Origin of the sequence: Saccharopolyspora indica (assembly GCF_027853965.1) — a bacterium.
GTDB lineage: Bacteria > Actinomycetota > Actinomycetes > Mycobacteriales > Pseudonocardiaceae > Saccharopolyspora > Saccharopolyspora indica.
In genome coordinates this window covers 46,113-69,620 of record NZ_JAQGLB010000008.1, presented here as the reverse complement: position 1 = coordinate 69,620, position 23,508 = coordinate 46,113, and the positions used below count along the sequence as shown (strand labels likewise).

Sequence of the window (23,508 nt, the reverse complement as noted above, 5' to 3'; positions counted from 1 at the left end):
GACCCGGTCCGGCCGATCGCGACCGCCTCGGCTCCACGAGGCGTTCGCGGCCACCGCGCGGGAAGCCGCGAACGGCCCTCGTCCGGTTCGAGGCCGGTCAGTTCAGCGGCCGGTACCCGGGCCAACGAGCTTCGACGCGCGCGCCGCCCTCCGGTGACACCCCGGCCCGGACCGTGCCGCCCCGGCGGCGCACCACGTCGGCCACCAGCGACAGACCGAGTCCGGCACCACCGGTGCTGCGCGCGCGGTCCTGCTCGACGCGGTGGAAGCGGTCGAACACCCGCAACCGGTGTTCCGCCGGAATGCCCGGTCCGTCGTCGTCCACCACCAACCACACCCACCCCGCCCCGGAGGCGCCCATGCCATCAGCGAACACCGAAACCCGCACCACCGTCCGCGTGTAGCGCAGCGCGTTGCCGACGACGTTGTCCAGCACGCTGGACAACTCGGCCGGATCGGCGAGGACCAGCACCGGAGCCGCCGGCGCCTCGATCACGACCTGCGGTCCGCCGGGCGATTCGAGCCTGGCAGCAGCCGCCCGGGCGGCTGCGCCGAGGTCCACCGGTTGTCCCGGCGTGCCCATCCCGCGCTCCGCCCTGGCCAACGTGAGGAGGCTTTCGACCAGTTCGGACAGCCGCTGCGCTTCGCCCGCGATGTCCTGCAACGTCTCCTGCGCGAGCTCCGGATCCGGGTGCACCACGGCCACCTCGGCTTGGGCCCGGATCGAGGCGACCGGGTTGCGCAGCTCGTGGGCTGCATCGCCGGTGAACCGGCGCAGTCGTTCGGTGTCGGCATCGCGCCGGGCGAGCATCGTGTTCAGCTCCTGGGCCAGGGCGCGGAGCTCGTCGGCGGCTTCCGGAACCGGCAGCCGCCTGCCCTCCGGCAACCCGGCCGCGGCCATCCGCATCCGTTCCACCGGGCGCAGCGCACGACGCACCACCACCCAGGTGGCCAGCCCGACCAGGCAGGCTGCGAGGACCGAACCGAAGCCCAGCAGCCGACTGGTCTTGCCCGCCGCGTCCAGGAATCCGACCAGGCGGGCGCCGGTGGCCACCAGCAGCGGCTGACCGTCCGGGGCGGGCACGACGACGCCCTGCCAGCGGTGCAGCTCGGTCGGCGGGTCGAAGTCGAGGACGCCGCCGCCCGCGCGCAGCTGGTCGACCTGCCAGCGGAAGAAGCCGGGGGCGGGCAGCGAGTCGACCGGTGTTCCGGCCACGTCCAGCACGCGGATGTCCGGCCGGGCCAGCGAGGCCGCCGGAGCACCGGCCTCGAGCTGCTCCGCGGTGGCGGTCGCGGTGCGGTGCAGGTCGGCGTCCACCGACTCGATCATGAGCCAGCCGACGATGCCGGTGCTGGCGTGCGCGATCACGCCGAGTCCGATGAGGGCGACGGCGGCGGCCACGACGCTGGTGCGGAACTGGATGGTGCGGCGGTGCCACCACTGCCGCAGGCGGCCGGTCATGCCGGCTGGGCGCAGACCCGGTAGCCCTGGCCGCGCACGGTCTGCACCAGTTCACCGGCACCGGCGGCGGCGAGCTTGCGGCGCAGGTAGCCGATGTAGACCTCGACGACGTTGCGGGTGACGAACTGCTCCTCGCCCCAGACCATGCGCAGCAGGTCGTCCTTGGGCACCACCGCCTCCGGATGGCTGGCCAGCGCGACCAGCAGCCCGTACTCCCGGGGGGAGAGCGCGATCGACTCCCCGGCCCACCGGACCTCGCGGCCCGCGCGATCGATCTCCAGCTCGCCGACCCGCAGACACACCTGACGACCAGCGGTGTCGCGCCGCCGCAGCAGCGCGCGGACCTGCGCGACCAGCACCAGGAAGGAGAAAGGCTTGACGAGGTAACCGTCGGCGCCGAGATCGAGGCCGTCGGCCTGGTCGACCTCGCCGTCCTTCGCCGAGATCAGCAGCACCGGGGTGGTGACGTCCTGGCCGCGCATCCGCTCCAGCACCCGGTAGCCGGACAGTCCGGGCAGCATCACGTCGAGCACGACGACGTCGAAGGCGCCGGTGAGCGCCAGGCGCAGGGCCTCGGTGCCGTCGGCGGCGACGGTCACCTCCATGCCCTCGGCGGAGAGACCGCGCCGCAGCGCGGCCCGAACCCCGGCTTCGTCGTCCACCACCAACACGCGCGGCACCATGCGCTCCAGCATGCCGACCGGATGGCGCAACGGGCATCGAACGCCCGCTCCGTTTTCAGATGTGCACCGCTTTCTCAGGCTGATCTCAGCATCGGGCGGTGTCCGGCGCGGCACCGCGGGCGATGCGGCGCGGGAGATCCGGCGACCGTCCGGATCGGCGCGGCGACCAGCGGTGACCGCCCTTCCCGGGCCGAGTGTGAGATGCCTCGCCGGTGGTTCGCGGGCCCGTCACCGGCCGGGCGGGCTGCGGCGAGGTGCGCGGCCGCCGTCGCCGAGTCGCGCTCCGAGCCGGTGAAACCCATGGCCAAGCGCGGTTCGCAAACCTGATCACGCGTTGCGAAAGTAGCAAGAGGCCACAACGTTTGACCGCCGTCAAAGCCGGAGGTCTTGACATATCTACCCAGCACATGACGTCTTGACAGCCCCGTTTCGGTCCGCGAAGGTCGATGCGATCGATTGACTGATCAATCAGTCGCACCTCGAAACGCAACACCAGCGGGGAGCTGCCGGGCCGCCCGGACGGGCCGGCCCACCGGCGCGAGCCGAGCCGACGCACGTCCCCGCGAGACACAGGAGGTACCGCCCGGATGGCGAGCAGAGGACGGTCGAACGCCCCGAGTCGTCGCGACTTCCTCCGGTACGCAGCGGCGGGTGCGGGAGCGGTGGGCGCGGGCGCGCTGATCACCGGCTGCGCGGGCGGCGCGGTCCGCAAGGCGCCGGTGCCGACCGGCCCACCGCAGTACGGCGGCCGGCTGCGGGTCGGCATCGTCGGCGGCTCCAGCAAGGACACCCTGGACGCGCACGCCCCCGTCACGCACCCCGACCAGGCCCGGATCTTCCAGCTCTACGACACGCTGCTGCGCTACGACGACGAGTACCTGATCCAGCCCGCGCTGGCCGAGACCGTCGAATCCGACCCGCAGGCCACGACGTGGACGATCCGGCTGCGCGAGGGCCTGGAGTTCCACGACGGCAAGACCGTCACCGCCGAGGACGTGATCCACTCGCTGCGCCGGATCGCCGACCCGGACGACCCGAAGAACGGCGCGGTCGGGCTGAGCTCGCTGGACCTGAACGCGATGCAGGTGATGGACCCGCGCACCGTCCGGCTGACGCTGTCCCGCCCGGACGTCACGCTGCCCGACCAGTTCGCCGAGTACGGCAACGGGATCGTGCCGGTCGGCTACGACCCGAAGCGGCCGGTGGGCACCGGCCCGTTCCAGCACGACTCCTTCGAACCCGGCCAGCAGAGCCTGTTCACCAAGCACGCCAACTACTGGCGCGACGGCGAGCCGTACGTGGACGAGGTCGTGATCATCGACTTCCCGGACGACACGGCGCGGATCAACGCGCTGCTCGGCGGCCAGGTCGACGCCATCGACCAGGTGCCGCTCGGGCTGCTGCGGGTGCTCGACGCGGACCCGAACCTGCGGCTGCTGGAGTCGGAGACCGGCTCCTGGATCCCGTTCACCATGCGGGTGGACCGGCCGCCCTTCGACGACGTGCGGGTCCGGCAGGCGTTCCGGCTGGTCGTGGACCGCGAGCAGATGATCAGGCAGGTGCTCGGCGGTCACGGCACGGTCGGCAACGACCTGTACGCGCCGGCCGATCCGCTGTTCAACTCCGCGCTGCCGCAGCGCAAGCGCGACGTGAACAAGGCCCGGCAGCTGCTGCGCGAAGCGGGCAAGGAGAACCTGGCGGTGGAGCTGGTGACCTCGCCGGTGGCCGCGGGCGTGGTGGAGGCCGCGCAGGTCTTCGCCCAGCAGGCCGCCGAGGCCGGGATCACGGTCAACATCCGCCGGGTGGACACCGGCGAGTTCTTCGGCGACATGTACCTGTCCTGGGACTTCGCCCAGGACTTCTGGTTCTCCCGGAACTTCCTGGCGCAGGCGAGCTCCGGCAGCCTGCCCGACTCGCCGTACAACGAAACCCACTGGGACCACCCGGAGTTCAACCAGCTGGTGCTCGAAGCGCGGGCCACCACCGACGCGGCGCGCCGCAAGGAGCTCGTGGCGCGGGCGCAGCAGATCGAGTGGGAGAGCGGCGGCTACATCGTCTGGGGCTTCCCGAACCAGCTCGACGCGCACAGCGTCCGGGTGGTCGGGCTGACCCCGGACAAGAGCGGGATCCCGCTGAACTCCTACGGGTTCCGGCACGCCTGGCTGGCGAAGTGAGGGGGCACCAGATGACTCGAATGCTGGTCAAGCGGATCCTGCTCGGTCTGGTGATCCTCTGGGCGGTGTCCGTGGTGGTCTTCCTGGCCACCCAGGCGCTGCCCGGTGACGCCGCGCGCGCCATCCTCGGCCGCGAGGCCACCCCGGAGCGGCTGGCCGCGCTGCGCGAGCAGCTGCACCTGAACGAACCGCTGTGGATTCAGTACTTCTCCTGGCTGGGCAACATCTTCCAGCTCGACCTCGGCGAGTCCTACGCCAACGGCATGCCGGTGACCGAGCTGCTGAGCTCGCGGCTGACCAACTCGCTGGCGCTGATGCTGTGCGCGACGCTGATCAGCGTGCCGCTGTCGATCCTGGTCGGCACCTACAGCGCGCTGCGCCGCGACAAGGCCTTCGACCACACCACCTCGGTGATCAGCCTGGTGCTGGCCTCGCTGCCGGAGTTCGTGGTCGGCATCCTGCTGGTGCTGCTGTTCTCCACCGGTGTGCTGAACCTGCTGCCCGCGGTGTACGTGATGACCGGAACCGGTTCCGCGTGGAGCGATCCGGTCCAGCTGATCCTGCCCACGCTGACGATGGTGCTCGCGGTCTCGCCGTACATCATCCGGATCATGCGCGCCACCATGATCGAGGTGCTGGAGAGCGAGTACGTGCAGCAGGCCCGGTTGAAGGGCATGCCGGAGCGGACGGTGATCCTGCGGCACGCGCTGCCCAACGCGATCGGCCCGGTGGCGCAGGTGATCGCGCTGCAGCTGGCCTGGCTGGCCGGTGGCGTGGTCATCGTCGAGTTCCTGTTCCGCTTCCCCGGCATCGGGTTCGCGCTGGTGGACGCGGTGAACAACCGCGACCTGCCGGTGGTGCAGACGCTGACGCTGGCCATCGCGGCCGTCTACATCGTCGTGAACCTGCTGGCCGACGTGGTGAGTCTGGCCGCCAACCCGAAGGTGAGGTCTGCCGCGCGATGACCACGACTGCGCAGAAAACCAACACCGCGACGGCCCCCGCCGCGGCGGCTCCGCGCGCCGTCGGGGTCTGGCGGGCGGCGCTGCGGCTGCCGCGCACGAAGATCGGGCTGGGCCTGTCGGCGCTGGTGGTGCTCATCGCGATCGTCGGTCCGCTGCTGGCCCCGCACGCCGCCACCGAGTTCGTCGACACGCCGTTCTCCAACCCGACCGGGAGCTCCTGGTTCGGCACCGACAACCTGGGCCGCGACGTGCTGACCCGGTTCCTGCACGGCGGGCAGACGCTGCTGGTGCTGGCGGTGCTGGCCACGCTGCTCGGTGTCGGGCTCGGCTCGCTGCTGGGCATGTACGCCGGCTACCGGCGAGGCTGGCTGGACGAGCTGCTGATGCGCTTCGGCGACATCGCGCTGGCGTTCCCGCAGGTCGTGCTGGCCCTGCTGTTCGTGAGCGTGGTCGGACCGGAGCTGTGGCTGCTGGTGCTGGTGGTCGGCGGCAGCCACCTGCCGCGGGTGATGCGCGTGGTGCGGGCGGCCACCCTGTCGGTGGCCGAGCGCGACTTCGTCAAGTCGGCCGAGGCGATCGGCCTGTCCAAGGTGCGGATCCTGCTCGGCGAGATCCTGCCGAACGTCACCGGAACCGTGCTGGTCGAGCTCGGCCTGCGGCTGAACTACTCGATCGGCCTGGTCGCGGGCCTGAGCTTCCTCGGCCTCGGCCTGCAGCCGCCGACGGCGGACTGGGGCCTGATGATCAACGAGAACCGGATCGCCCTGACCGTCCAGCCGTGGGCGGTGGCGCTGCCGGTGCTGGCGATCGCGGTGCTGACCATCGGCACGAACCTGGTCGCCGACGGCCTGGCCCGCTCGGTGGCCGGTGTGGACCGCGGCATCGAGAAGGCCCGCTGATGCCCGTCCGAACCGCTCCCGCGCCGATCGTTGCGCGATTTCAATTGAAATCGCGTGGGATCACCGCGCACCGAGCCATCTCAGCCGTGTTCTCCCACTACCCCAGGAGGTGTCGATGACTGCCTTCGCCCTGGACGCCGTCGGTCTGGAGATCCGGGGCGTGCCCTCGGAAGCCGCCATCGTCGCCGACATCTCGCTCACCCTGGCACCGGGCGAGATCCTGGGCCTGATCGGCGAGTCCGGGTCCGGCAAGACCACGCTGGGCCTGGCGATGCTGCGCTACTGCAAGCGCGGCACCCGCATCGCCGACGGCCGCATCCACATCGGGGACACCGATCTCACGGGCCTGCCCGCCAAGCAGGCCGCAGCGCTGCGCGGCCGCCGGGTGGCCTACATCCCGCAGTCCCCCGCCTCCGCGCTGAACCCGGCGCTGCGGCTGAACACCCAGCTCGCCGAAGCCGTGCACGACGTCTCCGGTGCCGCCGCGCGCACGCGCATCAAGCAGGTGCTCGCCGAGGTCGCGCTGCCGGACGACGACGATTTCCTGCGCCGCTACCCGCACCAGCTCTCGGGCGGGCAGCAGCAGCGGATCGCGATCGCGATGGCGTTCGTGGGCCGTCCCGAGGTGGTGGTGCTGGACGAGCCCACCACCGGCCTGGACGTCACCACGCAGAAGAAGGTGCTGGCCACGATCCGCGAGATGTGCGAGCGGCACGGCACGGCCGGTGTCTACATCTCGCACGACATGGCGGTGGTCGCCGAGCTGGCCGACCGGATCGCGGTGATGTACTCCGGGCGCATCGTGGAGACCGGCCCGACCGACGAGGTGCTGAACGAGCCGCGCCACCACTACACGGCAGGTCTGGTGCTCGCGGTACCGGATCTCGACGGCAAGCGGGCGATGCAGGCCATCGACGGCCAGGCGCCGTCACCGCTGAACCGCCCGGGCGGCTGCGCGTTCGCACCGCGCTGCGCCGCGGCGACCGACGAGTGCCGCCGCGAGGTCCCGGCGCTCGAGGAAGTCGCCGCAGGGCACGAGATCCGCTGCCTGAACCCGCGTTCCGGCCGGCTGGTGGCCGAGCCGCGCCCCGCGGACACCGCACCCGAGTCGGCGGAACCGGTGCTCGAGGTGCGCAACATCCGCGCCTGGTACACGGATTCGCCGGTGCTGCAGGACGTCTCGCTGGCAGTCTCGCCCGGTTCCTGCCTGGCGCTGCTGGGCGAGTCGGGCAGCGGCAAGACCACGCTGTCGCGCTGCCTGGCCGGTCTGCACCCCAAGCACGAGGGATCGGTGCTGCTGCGCGGCAGCGAACTCGCGCCCAGCAGCGCGAAGCGAACGCGCGACCAGCGCCGCCAGGTGCAGTACGTGTTCCAGAACCCCTACGAGTCGCTCAACCCGCGCCGCCGCGTGCGCGATCTGGTCGCCCAGCCGATCTCGGTGCTCGGCGGTGATCACGGCGGCAAGAGCACCGAGGAGCGGGTGATCGAGGCGCTGGAGCTGGCCGCGCTGCGCCCGGACATCGCCGAGCGCTACCCGGACCAGCTCAGCGGCGGGGAGCGGCAGCGGGTGGCGATCGCCCGCGCGCTGGTCACTCGGCCGGACGTGCTGATCTGCGACGAGATCACCTCCGCGCTGGACGTGTCGGTGCAGTCGGCGATCGTCGACCTGCTGCGGGACCTGCGCGAGAAGATGGGGCTGGCGCTGGTGTTCGTCACGCACAACATCGCGCTGGTGCGCAACATCGCGCAGCAGGTGGCGGTGCTGCAGGGCGGCCGGATCGTGGAGCAGGCCGCGGCCGACGAGCTGTTCGCCGCGCCGCAGCACGAGTACACCCGATCGCTGCTGACCGACGCGCCGAACTTCCAGCTGGAGGCGAGCGACCGATGAGCGGTTTCGACCTGGTGGCCGAGGAGTTCGCGGCGGTGGTCGCCGCCGATGCCGCCGGAGCGGCCTTCGCCGTGTTCCGCGACGGCGAGCAGGTCCTCGACCTGCAATCCGGGCACCGCGATCCCGACGGCACCGAGCCGATGACGACGGACACCCTGATGCCGATCTTCTCCGGCACCAAGGGCATCGTGGCCACCGGCGTGGCCCTGCTGATCGACCGCGGCGCGATCGATCCGGACGCGCCGGTGGTCCGCTACTGGCCGGAGTTCGGCGCGGCGGGCAAGCAGGACGTCGCGGTGCGCCAGCTGCTCTCGCACGCGGCGGGCCTGCCCTACCCGGAGCGCCCGGTGACCCGCGAGGACGCCGCCGACCACCGGGCGATGGCCGCGCTGCTGGCCGCGCAGGCCCCGCTGTGGCCGGTCGGCTCGACGACCGCCTACCACGCGCTGACCTTCGGCTGGCTGGCCGGTGAGCTGATCCGCCGGGCCGACGGCCGGGAGGTCGGCGAGTTCCTGCGCGCCGAGATCGCCGAGCCGCTCGGCGCGGACTTCTGGCTCGGCTTGCCGGAGGCGCAGTGGCCGCGCACCGGCAGGCGCTGGCGCGCATCGGACTACCGGGTGGCCAATCGGCTGAACACGCCGGAAGCGCTGGCCTACCGGGACAAGGTCTACGGGAACCCGCCGTCGTTGCTGGGCGACGACGCGCCGTGGAACACCCCGGACTGGTGGATCATCGGCATGCCGGGCGGCGGTGCGATGGCATCGGCCAGGGGCCTGGCCGCGATGTACTCGGCGCTGGTGAGCGGCGAGCTGGTCAGCAAGTCCACAGTGGAGCGGATCAGCCGCGAGGAGAGCCGCGGCACCGATCCGGGAACCGGTCGCCCGCTGGTCTTCGGCCTCGGCTACGAGCTCCAGGACGCGCTCGGGACCTACGGGCCGGTGGCCGAGGGCTTCGGGCACAGCGGTGCTGGCGGCTCGCTGTTCGGCTGCTGGCCGAGCGCGGGTGTGTCCTTCGCCTTCAGCCCCTGCCTGATGCGCACGGAGGGCTTCGACGACCGGGCCCACCGCCTGCTGACCGCCCTCCACGCCGGACTCTGAGGACTCGGCGATTTCGCGCGAAATCGCCACCCGAACCCGGGAAGCCGCGCCGAAATCCCGTGTTCTCGGAGGGCGCTCGCGCAGTAGCCTGGCGCTCATGGAGTTCGAGGTGGACGACTCGCGGGACCGGGTGGATCGCGACGCGGTGTGGGACTTCCTGACCACGCAGGCGTATTGGGGCAAGTGGCGCACCCGCGAGCAGTTCGAACGGCAGATCGACCAGGCCTGGCGGGTGGTCGGCGCCTACCGGAAGTCCGACGGCGGGCAGCTCGGCTTCGCCCGGGCGTTCTCCGACGGTGTGGGCAGCGCCTACCTGGCCGACGTGTTCGTCCTCCCCGAAGGCCGCGGCCACGGGGTCGGCAAGGCCCTGGTGCGCGTCATGGTCGAGGAGGGCCCAGGACGCGACTTCCGCTGGATGCTGCACACCAACGACGCCCACGGCCTCTACCGCTCGTTCGGCTTCGCCGAACCCGACGCCACCTACATGGAGCGCCCCCGCCCAGAAAACCCCACCTGACCAGCAGAAAGCCCCACCCCGTTCCACCCCGCGCGGCCGTGGTCAATTTCGCGCGAAATTGACCGCCTCCCGGGTGATGGCGGCGCGGCCGGGGTGGTGGGTGCCCGCCCCGGTGGAGTTCGGGGTGCGGAGCCGCCACCATGTCCACATGACCGAACTACTCACCGACACCCAGGTCACCGACGCGCTCCAGCATCTCCCGGAATGGCGGCAGGACGGGGCTCAGCTGTCCCGCACCGTGGAGTTCGCCAGCTTCCCGCAGGCCATCCAGGCCGTCACCCGGATCGCCGAGATCGCGGAGAGCGAGAACCACCACCCGGACATGGACATCCGCTGGCGCACCGTGGTGTTCCACTGCAGCACGCACTCCAAGGGCGGGATCACCGCCAACGACACCTCGCTGGCGCAGGAGATCGACAACGTGGTCGAGGAGCTCAAGGCCTGACCACCCGGAGACGCCACCGGCGCCTTCCCGGTCAGCCCTCCACGAGGTCGGCGACCTCGAAGGCGCATCCCCAGGACAGGGCCACCCCGCAACCGCCGTGCCCGTAGTTGTGGATGATCCGGCCTCCCCGGTACCGCTCGACCTCGACCCGCACCGACTCGCGACCGGGCCGCAGCCCGACCGTCTCGCCGAGCACCTCGGCGTCGGCCAGCCGCGGCTCGATCGCCGCGCACCGCCGCCGGATGCCCGCGGTCACCTCCGGCCGGGCCCCGAGGTGCCACTCCTGGGATTCGGCCACCCCGCCGAGCACCACGTGGTCGCCGTGCGGCATGCACGCTGCGAACTCGCCCGAGTCGGTCAGCTCGACGAAGTACTCGTCGACGCCGGGGTTGCGCACCACCACGCTCTGCCCGCGCACCGGGTGCACGCCGGGGTCGCCGACGAGTTCGCGCGCGCCCAACCCCGTGCAGTTGACCACCGTGCCGGACTCGGCGACCGCGTCGGCCAGCGATGAGACCGGGCTGATCTGCAGCTCTCCCTCGGCGTCCTGGAACCGGGCGACCAGGTGGTCGAGGTAGCGCGGCATGTCGATCAGCGGCACGGTTCCCCAGTAGCCGCTGACGAAGCCGTCCGGCAACTCGTCCTGGGTGCATCGCCGCAGGTCCGGGATCAGCCTGGCCTCGGTCGGGACCGCATCGCCCAGGTCGAAGCGGGCGGCCATCCGACCGCCGGTCAGGTGCACCCCGGAGCCCTCCTCGCGGGCGAGCGCGGTGAACTCGGCGTGCGAGCGGGTCACCCAGTACAGCACCCGTTCGGCGGGGCGGAGCTGCGCCGGTCCCCACATCGCACCGGCCGCGGCCGAGGTGGTCTCGCGCGGCCGGTCCGCGGTCCGGATCCGCACGGCCCGACCTGCCTCGGCGAGCACGACGCCGCAGGTCAGCCCCTGCACTCCCGCACCAATCACCAGCACTGGCTCGGTGGCAGCAGTCATCCTCGGAACGCTATCAGCGTTGGCCCGGATCCGACGGCTGCGAATCTCACGCGGGCTTCTTCAGCACCTCGGTGAGAGCGGAGATGCTGTGCTCGCCGTGGCCCGCCGCGACGGCGCGTTCCAGCAGTTCGCGGAACGGCTCGTGCCACGCCACGTCGATGTTCGCCTCCCGGCCCAGCTCCTCGTCGTGGGCCGCTCCGGCGAGGAACAGGTTCACCGACGATGCCGCGTCGCCGTACTCGCCGCGGTCGATCTCGGCGGCGAAGACGGGCAGCACGGAGTTGATCATCTCGAACCACTTGACGCTGAACCGCACCATCGACGCGGCCTCGAGCCCGCGCGCCTGCAACGCCGCCGCGCCCTGGAAGAACCCCACGAGCGCGGGCAACAAGGTGCCGCCCACGGCCATCTCGTACAGAGCGGCGAGGTCCGCGTCAGCACCGAGGTAGACGGTGTCGCCGCCCATGACCCGCAGCGTCGCCTCGTGCTCGTCGAAGACGCTCCGGTCACCGCCGTAGTAGAGCAGGGTGTCCGCCGCGCCCACCGCGGACGGCACGTTCTTGATCGCCCCGTCCAGGTAGCGGGCTCCGCGCCCGGTCGCCCACTCCGCCATCCGGCGCGCACCCGACGGCGACCCGCTGTTCAGCGGGACCAGAGCACGTCCGGCCAGCGCAGCAGCGGCGGGCTCCAGCGCTTCGACGGTGTTCTCGTACGTCGTCAGGCAGGCGATCACCAGCGGACTCGCCGCAACCGCTTCCTCGACCGAAGCCGCGTGCACGGCTCCCTTGGCCACCAGCGGCTCGGCCTTCGACGCCGTCCGGTTCCAGACGGTCGTCGGATGGCCGGCGTCGATGAACGCTCCGGCCAGCGCACTGCCCATCGAACCGAGACCGAGGACGGTCACGGGCGTGCGGGACTGCTCAACCATGCGTGTACTCCTGGATCAATGGTGAATCGGGGAAGGCATTCGCAACCGGTTCGCGATTCCGGCGCGGCGCCGGAACCAATACTGCGCAGGCACGGAATTTTGTGCAAGTACCTACTATTCTGTTCGGTACATACACTTTTGTAAGTGGGGGAACTGTTGACGAAGCGGAAGTACACCTGCGGGTTCGACGCGGCGATCGCCGTGATGGGCGGGAAGTGGAAGGGGCTGATCCTCTTCTTCCTCGGTGACGGGCCGCTGCGCTTCGGCGAGCTGCGGCGGGCGGTGGAGGGCATCAGCGAGCGGATGCTGATCCTGCAGCTGCGCGAGCTGGAGACCAACGGTCTCGTGCACCGCGAGGTCTACCACCAGGTTCCGCCGAAGGTGGAGTACTCGCTGACCGAATTCGGCCGCTCCCTGCGGGACGCCCTCATGCCCCTCGGCGAATGGGGCGAGGAGCACCTCGAGCGGCTGGAGAACCTGCCGTGAGTGCTTCGGGGCGCCATGACACCCCAAAGCACTCACGGCCACCTCACCCCAGGAAGTCCTGGATCGCCGCCAGCCAGGCCCCGGGGTTCTGCGCACCGATCAGGTGCCCGGACTCGACCTCGACGAGCTTCGCGCCGGGGATCGCGCTCGCCAGTTCGCGGGAGTGGTGCGGCGGCACCAGAGTGTCCTGAGTGGTCGCCACGACCAGCGTCGGCACGGTGATCCCGGGCAGATCAGCGCGGACGTCGATGGTGCGCAGCAGGTCGAGGACGTCGCGGGTGCCGACCGGTACGCCCTCCGCCGTCCCGCGCAGCACCCCGTCCAGGTCATCGATCGAGTTCAGCGCCTCCGGCCCGAAGCAGTTCAGCACCACGAACGGCGCGAGCGCCTCCGGGGTGTCGAGCAGGTGCTGCCAGACGTCGAGGTTGAGGCGGAGGTGCTGGTCGACGTGGGCGAGCCCGGCCGTGAGCACCAGCGCGGTGACGCGCTCCGGATACCGCGCGGCGGCGCGGACCGCGACCGCCGCACCGGTGGAATAGCCCAGCACCGCGAAGGTTTCCACCCCCGAGTCGACCGCGGTCGCGACGAGGTCGTCGACCAGCCGGTCCAGTTCCAACGGCTGCTCGGCCTTCGGCGTCGCACCCGATCCCGGGTAGTCCGGTGCGACCACCGTGCGCTTCTCCGCCAGCTCGGCGATGAACGGGAAGTTGGCCGCGGCCGACCCGCCGGCACCGTGCGCCAGCAACAACCCCGGCCCGGACCCGTGCACCTCAAACGACAGCGACATCAGTTCTTCCTCCTGCTCCAGAACTTCACCGAGCAGCCGGCGAACGCGCAGACCAGCAGGCCTGCGAGGGTTCGATCGCTGCTCCTCATGCCGCAAACGCTAGAGTCTGACACCGATGGCAGAGTCAACGTCCCGTGAGCCGGATCTCATGAAGATCGGCGAGCTGTCCCGCCGGACCGGGGTCAGCCAGCGCCTCCTGCGCTACTACGAGCAGCAGGGCCTGCTCACCTCGCAGCGAGCACCGAGCGGCTACCGCTACTACCCGGCGGAGGCGATCACGGCAGTCGCCCAGATCCGCAATCTGCTGGCAGCGGGCCTGAACACGGAAACGATCCGCACGGTCCTGCCCTGCGCTCGCGGCGAGCTCCCGGTCCTCGAACCGTGCCCGAACCTCCTGGCCACCCTCCGCACCGAGCTGACGGCGATCGACGACCGCCTGACCTGCCTCCAGCAAACCCGAACAGCCCTCGCCACCTACCTAGCAGCCACCGAAGCCTGACCAGCAGCCCCACGCGTGGCCTCGTTCCTTCCGAGACCGCCTGCAACGCTCGGTCCCCTGCGAGCCCCGCAGGATCGCAGCCCTCACCGGGCGTGCATCGCATAGGCGGTCTGGAACAGCTGCACGGTTTCCGCCTCGGTGAACCCGTCGATCCCGGGAAGCAGCAGGTACGGCACGTCGCTGCGCAGATACGGCTTCGGACCGATGAGCAGCGTCCTCGACGAGAAGCTCGCGTTGACCCTCGCATGCCCCTGCGTGCTCAACGGCATGACGGCGCACATGCCGCTCACATCGTTCTTCGTGCGGATCCGTCGATGTCCGGGCGCTGCCAGGTCGCTCCAGGGAATCGGCCCGATTCCGCGCAGGCAGATGCCGCGCGAGTCGAGCATCACCGGCTGGGTCTCGGCGTGCAGCCGGAAACGATGCGCGCCGCCGAGGAGAGCGAGCGCACCAGCTGCGACGATCCCCACGAACGCGAGGAGCCCGCCGACGGGAATCAGCAGGGCCCAGACGGCGACAGCGCGCAGCAGGAACCCGAGCACCGCGGCGAGGACGCCGAAGCCACCGATGGTCGAGAACACGACGAGCGAGATCCTGCGACGCTTCTGCCAGCGCAGATACGGATCGGATGTCCGGCCGGGCAGCGAGATGCTCCCGTGCTCGCGCAGGTGCTGCAATGCGTGTGACGGCGTTTGCCGGACAGCGGCTTGAGGATCGTTCATCGTGCACCTGCGGCGAGGCCAGACCCGAACATCACCAGGTGTCGCGGCTCGCCGAGATCCCTGTCCATGCAGGTCAGCTTAACCCAGGCATCGGAGCATGACGGGCGAATCACCGCGTTCCAGCGCGAACAACCACACATGTCAGCACCCGAGTTCCGCGGGGGTGGGCGGCTACCACCCACCCCTGAACTGCGAGAAAACCGTTGGCTTTCGAGGGTGTGCGGCTGGCAGGATCGGAATGTGTTGCCGCAGCGTCAGGTTCGGGCTCAGTTCGATCGTCGGACGATCGTCGTGTACCAGGCCTATTCCTCCGACATCGCTGATCCCGCGCTGCGGGCCAACCGGTTCGTGCCGCCGTTCTCGTTCCACCGGATGACGTGGATCAAGCCGTCGTTCCGGTGGCTCATGCACCGCAGCAACTGGGCTCAGAAGCGCGGCCAGGAACGCATCCTCGCCGTGCGGATCACGCGGGAGGGCTGGGAAGAAGCGCTCTCCCAAGCGGTTCTGACCACTTCCGACCCGCGAGCCGTTGCCGAGGCCGCGGTCCACGTCCAGTGGGATCCGGAGCGGTCGCTGCGCGGCGCCGCGCTCAACCACTACAGCATCCAGGTGGGCATCGGCCGCGGTTTGATCACCAGGTTCGCCGAGGAGTGGATCGTCGACCTGACCGACCTCACGTCGCAAACGCGGAAGATCGCGAAGCTGGCCCAGTCCGGCCAGGCGGGCAAGGCTCAACGACTCATGCCTCCGGAACGCGTCTACCCGGTCCCCACCCCTATCGCGACGCGCCTGGACATCGACGGCTGAGCGGGGACGGCGAGTCACCTCCTGAGAGCGTCGACCTGCTTCATCAGGCCGACGAACTCTTCGCGGGACACGCCGGTCAGGGCGTGCAGGTCCTCGCTGAACGCGGGGTCGAGGTGGTACTTCGTGATGAAGAGGCCCTGCCGGAGGATGAACATCTCGTCGGGAGAAACGACGAAGTCACCGTTGTCGTCCTTGCGCATCAGCTGTCCCCCTCGCTCGGCATGTCGCCGACGACGTTGATCAGGTTCCCCTCGGGATCGGCGAACACCGCGTAGACCATGGCGATCTCGGGAATCTCGGTTCGCCCGGTGACGACGGCACCGCCCGCTGCCTCGACCCGTCTGAGCGCAACCTCGACATCGGCGACGCGGATCACCGGCCGCGGCGTCCGCAGATCATCGCTCCGGGGCGCGATCTCGCCGTAGATCGCCCCGGATCGGGGTTCGTTGGCGTAGGCGGCCTCGGCCGACCACCCGAACACCTCGCCGTAGAACTCCCACGCCCGTTCAACGTCGTCAGCGGGGATCTGCAGCCATGTCACCAGGTCGCGCGTCATGCGGTGAAACTAGTTCTCCGCCCCGACACTCCCGCGCGGCTTCCGCCTTGCGACCTGGACGCCCCACGTCATTTCGCGGGGTTGATCCACCCTTTGCACAGGACCTCGGCCGGTAGGCTCGACGTCCTTGAAGCGGAACTCCACGACGTCCCGTTACCGATACACGTCATCGTGGAACCGGCCGAGCGGGCGCGAGGTCAGGGCCGTTGCCTGAGCGTTGTCGATGAGCCCGCGACGCCGCAACGTGGCGACGGCCTCAGCACGCTGTTCCAGGAGGCGCCTGGCCCGAGCAGGGTCGAGCCGGTCGATCCGCTCTTCGGTGAGCGCAGGGTCAGCCGTTCCCTCGCGGCGGAAGTAGGCGGGGGTCGGCTTCCGGCGCCCGCGGGAGAAGAGCATCGCGACCAGCACCGCCGCCGCTGGCAGCAAGGTCAACCAGACCGGCAGGCTGATCCATGGCAGCGCCCCCACATCGATCCCGTCCTGCCCTGCCATCGCTCCCAGCGTGATCAGGCCGAACAGCACTGTCGTCACCAGGTAGGCCAGCTCAAGCACGTCCCAATGACGGTCCGCTCGCCGCCAGCGGTAGGCGACCATCGGCGGGCCCCACAACGCGAGCACGAAGCAGCACAGCGCGAAGATCCATGCGAGTTCGCCGAGGCCGTCGACCTGCACGCGCCGCTGAGCGTCGTAGCCGCCCGTGTAGGCCGCCATTCCAGCGAAGGGCATGAAGAACGTGATCCCAGCGATCCAACGCTTCGCCGGGATCACGTTGGCCTCGTCCGCGCGAACCGTCCGCCACCCGAGCGCCCGAAGAATGCCCGGCTCATCACGCATCAGGAACAGATCAAGGTCGCGGAGCCTCAAACCGTAGGAGGGAACCGACTCCGACCAGGTCCTTATGTTCACGGGTTTGCTGACCACCACGTCTGTCTATCCCACAACTTCGCCCAGGTACAGGCAGGAGGACCGACCAGCGGCGCGACGCCCGCCGCACCACTGACACCGGCTGGACGTGTCAATAGCACTACACGTTGAAGCGGAACTCCACGACGTCTCCGTCGACCATCACGTAATCCTTGCCCGCTGACTTGGCCTCCGCCATCGAGCCGCGGCGACGAGGTCGTCGGTCGACCAAGGCCCAACGCCTCCTGCCCACGCCCGTTCGACGTCGGCGGCGGGGACCTGCAGCCATGTCACCAGGTCGTGCGTCATGCGGTGAACCTATGTCTGCGCCCCGACACGGACCACCAGCTCGTCGAGCGGTTCAGGACGCGCGCAGAACTCCTCCTGCAGGGATTCGATCCGTGCGGATCCGAGCTCGTGCGGATCGAGGCGGTTGACCGGGTGCTGTCCAGCGAGCCGGTAAGGTCGCGGCCATGTCGAAGGCCCCGCTACCTGCTGCGGGCATACGAGAACTGGAACACGGCCGCAAAGTCACCGTTCACGCGTCAAACGGGTTCATCGTCCGCAGGCTGTGTCTGTGCATCGCGGTGGGCGTGCTTCTGCTCGGCGTCCTCATCATGATCGTCATCAGCACGTCGCACCAGGGCGGGAGCTGGGTGCTTCTCACGCTCAATCTGCGGGTCTGGGCACTCCTAGCCGGAATCATCGGCTGCCTCGTCCTCGGCCCATGGGCACTCCTCAGGCGCCCGCGCCGAGCAGTGGGTCTCGTTCTCTCCCGGGACGGCATCGCCGAGACAAGTCGCGGTGTCATCCTGCCGGACACTCTTCTGGCGTGGAACGAGATCGAGGAGATCGAGTTCGAACGCCCCCGACCGCTGCAGCCGCGGATCCTCTCCTTCCGGCTCACCGATGTGGCAGCGCACGAGCGAGGACTCCACCGCCCTCACCAACGGCGGGTGCCCGTCGAGACCGGCTTCGAGCTCAGCCATCGACGCCTCCACCCCATCCTCGTCGCAGCTCATGTCCGGTTCACCCAGCACGTGCACCGGCGGTGATTCTCGTTGGAGAACTCCCGCCGCCACTGATCCTCGACGGTCGGCCGCGCGGCATCGCGCCTCGGCTCGCCCACCTTCAGCTGCGCTCCACCGGACCGTCAGCCCCGGCGGAGCGCAGCGATCTGCCTTTCCAGCTCCGCGATCCGCGCGAGGTCCTTGCGCCACTGCTTCTCGATCTCGTCGAGGAAGTCGTCGACCTGGTCGACGTTGTAGCCCGGCCGGAACCGCACCTGCTGGAATTGCGCCGAGGCGATGTCGTCGGGAGTCAATGCCATTGGAGCGCTCCTTCTTCTCCTGTGCGGCGCGTTCTCCCAGTCTTCCAGGGCGCCCCGGAGCGACCGCGTCAGGTGTCGAGCGTGATCGAGGAGCCGATCGGGAGGGCCTCGACCTCTGCTGCCCGGCCGGCGGTGATCATGCCTCGTTCCCGCAGCCGCCCCAGCGCTCGCGCGCGCTCGGCGGCGAGGCCCTTGATCTTGCGCGGTGGCAGTGCGGCGACCAGCGCATCCGCGCGGGCGAGGTCCGCTGGGCCGGTGATCCGGAAGTCCTGGGCATCCCCGGCGCGTCGCCCCGCCGAGGCCAGGGTGAACACCCCGAGCACCGCGACCGCGGCCGCGGCCGCACCCCAGACCGGGAGGGCGACCGGGGCGAACCCGAGCACGTCGACGTCGACGGACGCCATGAGCGGCAGCGCGATGAGGGCAGCGACCAGCGTGAACACGACCGCGAACACCTCGGATCCGGCGCGGAGCCGACCCCGCCGGAGCCACAGCGCCGTCAGGACCGCCAATCCGACCAGGGCACCCGAGAAGCAGACCGATGCGATGGAGGCGGAGCCGTCGCCGAAGTCCACCGGTTCGAGCCACGGCTCGCCCTGGGCCTGGCGGAACCAGCCAGGCGCGAGCACCAGCGCACCGAGGCCCGCGGGCAGGGCCGCCACCAACGCCACCGTGTCCGCCGATGGTCCAGTGCGCCACCGGCGTCCCAGGGCCGCCAGGATCTCCGGATGGGAACCGAGCACGTGGAGGTCGAGCTCGGCGAGCCGGAACTCCTCGTCCGACACCTGCGACGCCCACGAGTGGGCACCCGGTCGCTGCGCTGCCATGTCGCTCCCCCGATCGAGCTCCTGCGGTCGGATCAGGATCGCACGAACACGATCAGACGTCGTTGCGGAACTCCACCGCGTTCCGATGCCTGGAACCGCACGACGTTCCGCATCGCGGACTTTCAAAGCTCGTGGACCACGCAGCGCGGCCACGCCCCTCCCCGACGAGCCCCGAGCGGGCCCTCGACGGGGAGAGACGGGCTACAGGACGCTCAGCCGATCACCGAGCGGACGATCTCGGCGATGCGCTTCTCGGTATCCGCGTCCACGGTCTCGAAGTACCACGCGGCCGGCATCAGGGCCGCGTCCGCGCCGCCCGCAGGCCGGAAGCCGGCCTTCTCGGTGATCGCGAGATTCATGCGCTCGTCGTTGCGCAACGTCACCAGCGCTGGCGTGCTCGCCGATTCGGCGTAGGCGGGCATTCCGTACCAGATCCGCGGCTTCAGAGCGGGGGCGGCTGCCACGATGACGTCGTGCACGCGCTGCATGATCGAGCGCCGCGGCTCGTCCATCTTCGCGATCTTGTCGATGACCTGCTCGAGGTTCTTCTCGTCCTTCGACGACATGCCATGTCCTCTCGTCAGCCGATGTCGAGCACCGGCGAGCTGAAGTCGGCGCGACTACGCGCCGCACCCCATCCGGACATGTCCTGAGCCGCTCAAGCCTCTCCGCGATGATTCACGTGGTCTTCACGTGGAAGTGCCGTCGGTGGCGCGAACCACCGCACGCAGGGTATCCGATGCGCCACGGGTGACGTCACCCGCTTCCGGGACTCCATCGGACGTTGAAGCGGAACTCCACCGCGTTCCGGCGCGGACCCGCCGACGCCTGCGGTGCTCACCCCACAAGCGTCCTCACCGCGGCGAGCACCGCTCCGATCCCGAACAGCGTCACGACGATCGCCGCGGCCTTGGTGATCCACGGGAGCGCCCGCGCGAGAAGCGCGCGGCTTCGCTTGGCCCCCATCACGGCGGCGACGAACAGGTCCCACGCCAGCACGACGGAGCACATCCACGCTCCGTACGACGTGAGCTGCCCGGCCGTCGCCGACGACAGCGTGGCGGCGAGGCTGACGTAGAACAGGAGATTCTTCGGGTTCAGCAGCCCGGAGGCGAGCCCGAGGCCGAAGTTCCCGGCCCACGCTGTGCGCCCCGCGGCACCTTCCGCGCCGACGGTGACCGAGATCCGCGCACGCCAGAAGGCGAGGCCCGTGGAGATGAGGAACGCACCGCCGGCGAGCTCGAACCACGCGATGATCCGCTCGTCGCCCACCAGGGTGAGTCCGGTGAACGCGGCCGCGATGAACGCCCCGTTCGCCGACGCGATGCCCGCGCAGACGCCGCTCGCGCTGCGCCACCCGTGGGCGGCGGCCGTGCGGACGATCAGGAAGAAGTCGACGCCGGGAATGAGCAGCGCGAGGAAGTGGGCGAGGGCGACGGCGAGGAACTGTTCCATCAGACTTTCGTTCCGAAGAGCGGCGAAGACGGCCCCCATCTTGAGACCGGCGCGCGCTCACCGTCTTGAACGAAATTGCGTCAGCGGACGTACGCGCCCGGCGTCGTCGCCACGTGGGCGCGGAACACGCGGTGGAAGTGGCTCTGATCGGCGAACCCCAGGGCATGCGCGACGGAGGTGATCGGTTCCCCGCCGCGCAGCATCGCCCGCGCCCGCATGACCCGCGCGTTGTTGCGCCAGGCGATCGGCGTGAGACCGGTGGCGCGCTTGACGGCGCGGATCAGCTGATAGCGACTCATGCCGACGGCCGTCGCGAGATCATCGAGGCGCGGATCCTCGGACTGCTCTGCGAGCACGTCGAGAACCGGGCGCAACGTCTCCGCGAGGGCCGATCCTCCGGCCGCGTCCTCGCGCCGGACGCTCGCGGCTCCGAGCCCAGCGAACGCACGGCGAAGCAACCGTTCGAGACCGTGGAGGTCTCGCGCCCCCTCGAACAGCGCCGCGTTCACGTCGTCGAAGAGGCGGTAGACGCCGGAGTCGCGGTGCACCTGGATCGCCCCGTCGAATGCCGCGTCGTGCGCCCACGCGCGCACGCGAAGCCACTCCGGGTCGAAGAGCATCATCTGGTACACCCAGTCGCCGCCGACCGGGTTGCACGAGTGGACGTGCCCGGCGGGGATGAGAACCACGTCGCGCGGTTCGAGACGCACCGGCGATCCGGACCGCCCGACGAACGCGCTGGTCCCCTCGTCGATCAGTCCGACGGCGAAGCGATCGTGCGTGTGCGGCCGGTAGCAGGAGTTCTGCCGGCAGGAGCGCCGCGATTCGACCTGCGGGAAGCGCGGATCGTGCCAGAACTCCGGCGACCGGACCCCGGTCCCCGTCGCCTCGCTCACGGGCATGAGCCTACGACGCGTCGCCGCGCCTTCCCCGCGCCCCGCTGAAATGTCCGGACCGGGCGAGCCGCACCGATCACGTCCGTCCCCGGATCCGCCCACCGACACCGGCGACCGGACGCGGCTAGAGTTTCCGCACCTGAGAGGAAGGCAGGGACATGGCAACCATCGCTGACCACGACTCCTACATCGCCGCTGCGCCGGAGGCGTTCCGCCCGGTTCTCGACCACCTCCGGAACCTCCTGCGCGAAGCTCTCCCGGATGCAGAGGAGATGATCGCGTACAACATGCCGGGGTTCAGGATTCGCGGCAAGGTCGTCGCGAGCTACGCGGCGTTCAGCAAGCAGGTCGGGCTGTACTTCCTCGCCCCCGCGATCTCAGCTCATGCCGAGGAGATCGCAGAAGCGGGCCTCAGAGCGAGCAAGACCGGCGTCACCTTCTCGCCGCGCAAGCCGGTCCCGGATGATCTCGTGATAAGGCTCGCGCGAGCATCGCGCGAGCACGTTGACGGCTGACTGAGGCGCTTCGCCGCAGGTGCGCGTGGTGCCGGGTCGCTACACGTTGTTGCGGAACTCCACGACGTCTCCGTCGGCCATGACGTACTCCTTGCCCTCCATGCGGACCTTGCCCGCCGACTTGGCCTCCGTCATCGAGCCCGCGGCGACGAGATCGTCGAAGGAGACGATCGCGGCCTTGATGAAGCCGCGCTCGAAGTCGGAGTGGATCACGCCGGCCGCCTGCGGTGCCGTCCAGCCCTGGCGGATCGTCCAGGCGCGCGCTTCCTTCGGGCCCGCCGTCAGGTAGCTCTGCAGGCCCAGGGTGTGGAAGCCCGCGCGGGCCAGCGCGTACAGGCCCGGCTCCGGCTGGCCGATCGACTCCAGCAGCTCGCGCTGGGACTCCTCGTCGAGCTCCATGAGCTCCGCCTCGACCTTGGCGTCCAGGAACACCGCGTCCGCCGGGGCGACCAGCGCGCGCAGCTCCGCCTGCTTCGCCTCGTCGGTCAGCACGCCTTCGTCGGCGTTGAAGACGTAGAGGAACGGCTTGGTGGTCAGCAGGTTCAGCTCGCGCAGTTCCGGGGTGTCCTTGGTCAAGCCCGCCGCGAACAGCGTCTTGCCCGTGTCGAGGATCTCCTTGGCCTGCTGCGCCACATCCAGGGCCGGGCGCTTGTCCTTGTGGGTCCGGGCTTCCTTCTCCAGCCGCGGCAGCGCCTTCTCCAGGGTCTGCATGTCGGCGAGGATCAGCTCGGTGTTGATCGTCTCGATGTCGCTGGACGGATCCACCCGGCCGTCGACGTGCACCACGTCGGGGTCGTCGAAGACCCGGATGACCTGGCAGATCGCGTCCGCCTCGCGGATGTTGGCGAGGAACTTGTTGCCCAGGCCCTGCCCCTCGGAAGCGCCCTTGACCAGGCCCGCGATGTCGACGAACGAGACCGTGGCGGGCACCGTCTTGGCCGAGCCGAAGATCTCCGCCAGCTTGTCCAGCCGCTTGTCCGGCAGCGGCACGACCCCGACGTTCGGCTCGATGGTGGCGAACGGGTAGTTCGCGGCGAGAGCGTCGTTGCTGGTCAGCGCGTTGAACAGGGTGGACTTGCCGACGTTGGGCAGCCCGACGATTCCGAGGGTGAGGCTCACGCCCTGGAGTGTAGGTGCTCGTCCGGACCGCTATCGGCCCCGGTGGGCGGTCGTGCGTCGGCGAACGGTGCGCTCCAAGATCCCGAGGGTGGCCTTGAGCGCGGACTCGGGCACGATCGGGAAGACGTCGGCCCGCTTCCACTCCTCGTCGATCTCCGACCAGTCGTAGTAGGAGGTGACGAGAGTGCCGCCCGCGGCGGGTTCCAGCCGGTAGCCGTAGATGTGGCGGACGTTCACCCCGGTGCGGGTTTCGACGGTCCAGGCGATCTCCGCGTCCGGGATCAGCTCGGTGATGACGACCTCGACGTCGTACTTGCCCAGCGGGCGGTCGCCGAGGGCTTCCCGGTCCATGTGGACGGCGAAGCGGTCACCGGCCTTGGTGACCCGCTCCCCTTCGGCGTCCATGAGCATTCCCGAGGCGTCGATGTCCACGTGGCCCATCGGGTCGGTCAGGACCTCGAAGACGGCGCCCGGTGCCGCGGGGATGAGGCGGGAGACCTCGATGCGTTCGGGCTGGGCGGAGTCGTTCATCGGTGCTCCTGACTGCCTCGGTGGTC

Annotated in this window: 29 protein-coding genes; 12 read left to right on the top strand and 17 right to left on the bottom strand. The window is 70.1% G+C overall.

The window, feature by feature from the left end; all coding sequences use genetic code 11:
- Window positions 1-97: 97 nt before the first annotated feature.
- Window positions 98-1,462 carry a sensor histidine kinase gene (locus OU416_RS18925; RefSeq protein ID WP_270928322.1) on the bottom strand — a complete coding sequence of 455 codons (1,365 nt, stop codon included), beginning with the start codon at window positions 1,460-1,462 and terminating at the stop codon, window positions 98-100.
- Window positions 1,459-2,145: a response regulator transcription factor gene (locus OU416_RS18920; RefSeq protein WP_270928321.1), complete on the bottom strand. Its 687-nt coding sequence runs from the start codon at window positions 2,143-2,145 to the stop codon at window positions 1,459-1,461. The genes OU416_RS18925 and OU416_RS18920 overlap by 4 nt, the downstream gene beginning before the upstream one ends.
- A gap of 587 nt (window positions 2,146-2,732) precedes the next feature.
- Between OU416_RS18920 and OU416_RS18915 the strand changes: the two genes are divergently transcribed.
- From OU416_RS18915 to OU416_RS18885, 7 genes are all read left to right on the top strand, one after another.
- A complete protein-coding gene (locus OU416_RS18915) occupies window positions 2,733-4,319 on the top strand; it encodes an ABC transporter substrate-binding protein (RefSeq protein WP_270928320.1) in 1,587 nt (528 codons plus the stop codon).
- A gap of 11 nt (window positions 4,320-4,330) precedes the next feature.
- Window positions 4,331-5,284, top strand: a complete 954-nt coding sequence (locus OU416_RS18910; protein WP_270928319.1) for an ABC transporter permease — start codon at window positions 4,331-4,333, stop codon at window positions 5,282-5,284.
- Window positions 5,281-6,183, top strand: coding sequence for an ABC transporter permease (locus OU416_RS18905; protein WP_270928318.1), 903 nt, complete (start codon window positions 5,281-5,283; stop codon window positions 6,181-6,183). Before OU416_RS18910 ends, OU416_RS18905 begins: the two co-directional genes overlap by 4 nt.
- A 115-nt stretch (window positions 6,184-6,298) precedes the next feature.
- Entirely contained in the window at window positions 6,299-8,071 is a 1,773-nt protein-coding gene (locus tag OU416_RS18900) for an ABC transporter ATP-binding protein (protein WP_270928317.1), read from the top strand.
- Window positions 8,068-9,168 (top strand): serine hydrolase domain-containing protein, encoded by a 1,101-nt coding sequence (locus tag OU416_RS18895; protein ID WP_270928316.1) that lies wholly within the window; start codon window positions 8,068-8,070, stop codon window positions 9,166-9,168. The genes OU416_RS18900 and OU416_RS18895 overlap by 4 nt, the downstream gene beginning before the upstream one ends.
- A gap of 97 nt (window positions 9,169-9,265) precedes the next feature.
- Entirely contained in the window at window positions 9,266-9,685 is a 420-nt protein-coding gene (locus OU416_RS18890; protein ID WP_270928315.1) for a GNAT family N-acetyltransferase, read from the top strand.
- 148 nt (window positions 9,686-9,833) lie between these two features.
- Complete coding sequence (locus tag OU416_RS18885; RefSeq protein ID WP_270928314.1) at window positions 9,834-10,130, top strand: 4a-hydroxytetrahydrobiopterin dehydratase; 297 nt, start codon at window positions 9,834-9,836, stop codon at window positions 10,128-10,130.
- Between the two features lie 31 nt (window positions 10,131-10,161).
- Here OU416_RS18885 and OU416_RS18880 read toward each other — a convergent pair whose 3' ends face one another.
- A complete protein-coding gene (locus OU416_RS18880; RefSeq protein WP_270928313.1) occupies window positions 10,162-11,121 on the bottom strand; it encodes an FAD-dependent oxidoreductase in 960 nt (319 codons plus the stop codon).
- Window positions 11,122-11,167: 46 nt separating this feature from the next.
- Window positions 11,168-12,049 (bottom strand): NAD(P)-dependent oxidoreductase, encoded by an 882-nt coding sequence (locus tag OU416_RS18875; RefSeq protein WP_270928312.1) that lies wholly within the window; start codon window positions 12,047-12,049, stop codon window positions 11,168-11,170.
- Window positions 12,050-12,205: 156 nt separating this feature from the next.
- Between OU416_RS18875 and OU416_RS18870 the strand changes: the two genes are divergently transcribed.
- The gene (locus OU416_RS18870) at window positions 12,206-12,535 is read left to right on the top strand and encodes a winged helix-turn-helix transcriptional regulator (RefSeq protein ID WP_270928546.1); all 330 of its coding nucleotides are present in this window, start codon (window positions 12,206-12,208) and stop codon (window positions 12,533-12,535) included.
- A gap of 43 nt (window positions 12,536-12,578) precedes the next feature.
- Here the strand turns inward: OU416_RS18870 and OU416_RS18865 are convergent, their stop codons facing one another.
- Window positions 12,579-13,322, bottom strand: a complete 744-nt coding sequence (locus tag OU416_RS18865) for an alpha/beta fold hydrolase (RefSeq protein ID WP_270928311.1) — start codon at window positions 13,320-13,322, stop codon at window positions 12,579-12,581.
- Window positions 13,323-13,470: 148 nt separating this feature from the next.
- Here OU416_RS18865 and OU416_RS18860 point away from each other — a divergent pair, with 148 nt between their 5' ends.
- A complete protein-coding gene (locus OU416_RS18860; RefSeq protein ID WP_270928545.1) occupies window positions 13,471-13,821 on the top strand; it encodes a MerR family transcriptional regulator in 351 nt (116 codons plus the stop codon).
- An 83-nt stretch (window positions 13,822-13,904) separates the two neighbouring features.
- On the opposite strand, the gene OU416_RS18855 is transcribed toward OU416_RS18860, so the two are convergent.
- On the bottom strand, window positions 13,905-14,543 hold the full coding sequence (locus tag OU416_RS18855; RefSeq protein ID WP_270928310.1) for a hypothetical protein: 639 nt from the start codon (window positions 14,541-14,543) through the stop codon (window positions 13,905-13,907).
- A 216-nt stretch (window positions 14,544-14,759) separates the two neighbouring features.
- On the opposite strand from OU416_RS18855, the gene OU416_RS18850 reads away from it, so the two are divergent.
- The gene (locus OU416_RS18850; RefSeq protein WP_333779646.1) at window positions 14,760-15,350 is read left to right on the top strand and encodes a DUF4291 domain-containing protein; all 591 of its coding nucleotides are present in this window, start codon (window positions 14,760-14,762) and stop codon (window positions 15,348-15,350) included.
- Between the two features lie 14 nt (window positions 15,351-15,364).
- Here OU416_RS18850 and OU416_RS18845 read toward each other — a convergent pair whose 3' ends face one another.
- From OU416_RS18845 to OU416_RS18830, 4 genes are all read right to left on the bottom strand, one after another.
- The gene (locus tag OU416_RS18845; protein ID WP_270928309.1) at window positions 15,365-15,550 is read right to left on the bottom strand and encodes a hypothetical protein; all 186 of its coding nucleotides are present in this window, start codon (window positions 15,548-15,550) and stop codon (window positions 15,365-15,367) included.
- Complete coding sequence (locus OU416_RS18840; protein ID WP_270928308.1) at window positions 15,550-15,906, bottom strand: VOC family protein; 357 nt, start codon at window positions 15,904-15,906, stop codon at window positions 15,550-15,552. The genes OU416_RS18845 and OU416_RS18840 overlap by 1 nt, the downstream gene beginning before the upstream one ends.
- Window positions 15,907-16,059: 153 nt before the next feature.
- On the bottom strand, window positions 16,060-16,830 hold the full coding sequence (locus tag OU416_RS18835) for a hypothetical protein (RefSeq protein WP_270928307.1): 771 nt from the start codon (window positions 16,828-16,830) through the stop codon (window positions 16,060-16,062).
- Window positions 16,831-16,930: 100 nt separating this feature from the next.
- A complete protein-coding gene (locus tag OU416_RS18830) occupies window positions 16,931-17,041 on the bottom strand; it encodes a DUF933 domain-containing protein (RefSeq protein ID WP_270928306.1) in 111 nt (36 codons plus the stop codon).
- A 241-nt stretch (window positions 17,042-17,282) separates the two neighbouring features.
- Between OU416_RS18830 and OU416_RS18825 the strand changes: the two genes are divergently transcribed.
- Entirely contained in the window at window positions 17,283-17,864 is a 582-nt protein-coding gene (locus tag OU416_RS18825; protein ID WP_270928305.1) for a hypothetical protein, read from the top strand.
- 98 nt (window positions 17,865-17,962) lie between these two features.
- Here OU416_RS18825 and OU416_RS18820 read toward each other — a convergent pair whose 3' ends face one another.
- From OU416_RS18820 to OU416_RS18800, 5 genes are all read right to left on the bottom strand, one after another.
- Window positions 17,963-18,139 (bottom strand): DivIVA domain-containing protein, encoded by a 177-nt coding sequence (locus OU416_RS18820; RefSeq protein WP_270928304.1) that lies wholly within the window; start codon window positions 18,137-18,139, stop codon window positions 17,963-17,965.
- Between the two features lie 68 nt (window positions 18,140-18,207).
- Window positions 18,208-18,966, bottom strand: coding sequence for a hypothetical protein (locus OU416_RS18815; RefSeq protein ID WP_270928303.1), 759 nt, complete (start codon window positions 18,964-18,966; stop codon window positions 18,208-18,210).
- A 212-nt stretch (window positions 18,967-19,178) separates the two neighbouring features.
- Window positions 19,179-19,532 (bottom strand): hypothetical protein, encoded by a 354-nt coding sequence (locus OU416_RS18810; protein WP_270928302.1) that lies wholly within the window; start codon window positions 19,530-19,532, stop codon window positions 19,179-19,181.
- A 271-nt stretch (window positions 19,533-19,803) separates the two neighbouring features.
- Window positions 19,804-20,460 (bottom strand): LysE family translocator, encoded by a 657-nt coding sequence (locus OU416_RS18805; RefSeq protein ID WP_270928301.1) that lies wholly within the window; start codon window positions 20,458-20,460, stop codon window positions 19,804-19,806.
- Window positions 20,461-20,501: 41 nt separating this feature from the next.
- The gene (locus tag OU416_RS18800) at window positions 20,502-21,317 is read right to left on the bottom strand and encodes a helix-turn-helix domain-containing protein (protein ID WP_270928300.1); all 816 of its coding nucleotides are present in this window, start codon (window positions 21,315-21,317) and stop codon (window positions 20,502-20,504) included.
- Between the two features lie 158 nt (window positions 21,318-21,475).
- Here OU416_RS18800 and OU416_RS18795 point away from each other — a divergent pair, with 158 nt between their 5' ends.
- Entirely contained in the window at window positions 21,476-21,832 is a 357-nt protein-coding gene (locus OU416_RS18795) for an iron chaperone (RefSeq protein WP_270928299.1), read from the top strand.
- Window positions 21,833-21,871: 39 nt separating this feature from the next.
- On the opposite strand, the gene ychF is transcribed toward OU416_RS18795, so the two are convergent.
- Together ychF and OU416_RS18785 are read right to left on the bottom strand one after the other, a co-directional pair.
- Window positions 21,872-22,951: a redox-regulated ATPase YchF gene (gene ychF / locus OU416_RS18790; RefSeq protein ID WP_270928298.1), complete on the bottom strand. Its 1,080-nt coding sequence runs from the start codon at window positions 22,949-22,951 to the stop codon at window positions 21,872-21,874.
- A 30-nt stretch (window positions 22,952-22,981) separates the two neighbouring features.
- Complete coding sequence (locus OU416_RS18785) at window positions 22,982-23,482, bottom strand: SRPBCC family protein (RefSeq protein WP_270928297.1); 501 nt, start codon at window positions 23,480-23,482, stop codon at window positions 22,982-22,984.
- Window positions 23,483-23,508 lie beyond the last annotated feature (26 nt).

Excerpts from the sequence above, each read along its gene's own strand:
- OU416_RS18925 (WP_270928322.1), bottom strand. The coding sequence starts at position 1,462 with ATGACCGGCCGCCTGCGGCAGTGGTGGCACCGCCGCACCATCCAGTTC.
- OU416_RS18920 (WP_270928321.1), bottom strand. The coding sequence starts at position 2,145 with ATGGTGCCGCGCGTGTTGGTGGTGGACGACGAAGCCGGGGTTCGGGCC.
- OU416_RS18915 (WP_270928320.1), top strand. The coding sequence starts at position 2,733 with ATGGCGAGCAGAGGACGGTCGAACGCCCCGAGTCGTCGCGACTTCCTC.
- OU416_RS18910 (WP_270928319.1), top strand. The coding sequence starts at position 4,331 with ATGACTCGAATGCTGGTCAAGCGGATCCTGCTCGGTCTGGTGATCCTC.
- OU416_RS18905 (WP_270928318.1), top strand. The coding sequence starts at position 5,281 with ATGACCACGACTGCGCAGAAAACCAACACCGCGACGGCCCCCGCCGCG.
- OU416_RS18900 (WP_270928317.1), top strand. The coding sequence starts at position 6,299 with ATGACTGCCTTCGCCCTGGACGCCGTCGGTCTGGAGATCCGGGGCGTG.
- OU416_RS18895 (WP_270928316.1), top strand. The coding sequence starts at position 8,068 with ATGAGCGGTTTCGACCTGGTGGCCGAGGAGTTCGCGGCGGTGGTCGCC.
- OU416_RS18890 (WP_270928315.1), top strand. The coding sequence starts at position 9,266 with ATGGAGTTCGAGGTGGACGACTCGCGGGACCGGGTGGATCGCGACGCG.
- OU416_RS18885 (WP_270928314.1), top strand. The coding sequence starts at position 9,834 with ATGACCGAACTACTCACCGACACCCAGGTCACCGACGCGCTCCAGCAT.
- OU416_RS18880 (WP_270928313.1), bottom strand. The coding sequence starts at position 11,121 with ATGACTGCTGCCACCGAGCCAGTGCTGGTGATTGGTGCGGGAGTGCAG.
- OU416_RS18875 (WP_270928312.1), bottom strand. The coding sequence starts at position 12,049 with ATGGTTGAGCAGTCCCGCACGCCCGTGACCGTCCTCGGTCTCGGTTCG.
- OU416_RS18865 (WP_270928311.1), bottom strand. The coding sequence starts at position 13,322 with ATGTCGCTGTCGTTTGAGGTGCACGGGTCCGGGCCGGGGTTGTTGCTG.
- OU416_RS18860 (WP_270928545.1), top strand. The coding sequence starts at position 13,471 with ATGAAGATCGGCGAGCTGTCCCGCCGGACCGGGGTCAGCCAGCGCCTC.
- OU416_RS18855 (WP_270928310.1), bottom strand. The coding sequence starts at position 14,543 with ATGAACGATCCTCAAGCCGCTGTCCGGCAAACGCCGTCACACGCATTG.
- OU416_RS18845 (WP_270928309.1), bottom strand. The coding sequence starts at position 15,550 with ATGCGCAAGGACGACAACGGTGACTTCGTCGTTTCTCCCGACGAGATG.
- OU416_RS18840 (WP_270928308.1), bottom strand. The coding sequence starts at position 15,906 with ATGACGCGCGACCTGGTGACATGGCTGCAGATCCCCGCTGACGACGTT.
- OU416_RS18825 (WP_270928305.1), top strand. The coding sequence starts at position 17,283 with ATGTCGAAGGCCCCGCTACCTGCTGCGGGCATACGAGAACTGGAACAC.
- OU416_RS18820 (WP_270928304.1), bottom strand. The coding sequence starts at position 18,139 with ATGGCATTGACTCCCGACGACATCGCCTCGGCGCAATTCCAGCAGGTG.
- OU416_RS18815 (WP_270928303.1), bottom strand. The coding sequence starts at position 18,966 with ATGGCAGCGCAGCGACCGGGTGCCCACTCGTGGGCGTCGCAGGTGTCG.
- OU416_RS18810 (WP_270928302.1), bottom strand. The coding sequence starts at position 19,532 with ATGTCGTCGAAGGACGAGAAGAACCTCGAGCAGGTCATCGACAAGATC.
- OU416_RS18805 (WP_270928301.1), bottom strand. The coding sequence starts at position 20,460 with ATGGGGGCCGTCTTCGCCGCTCTTCGGAACGAAAGTCTGATGGAACAG.
- OU416_RS18795 (WP_270928299.1), top strand. The coding sequence starts at position 21,476 with ATGGCAACCATCGCTGACCACGACTCCTACATCGCCGCTGCGCCGGAG.
- OU416_RS18785 (WP_270928297.1), bottom strand. The coding sequence starts at position 23,482 with ATGAACGACTCCGCCCAGCCCGAACGCATCGAGGTCTCCCGCCTCATC.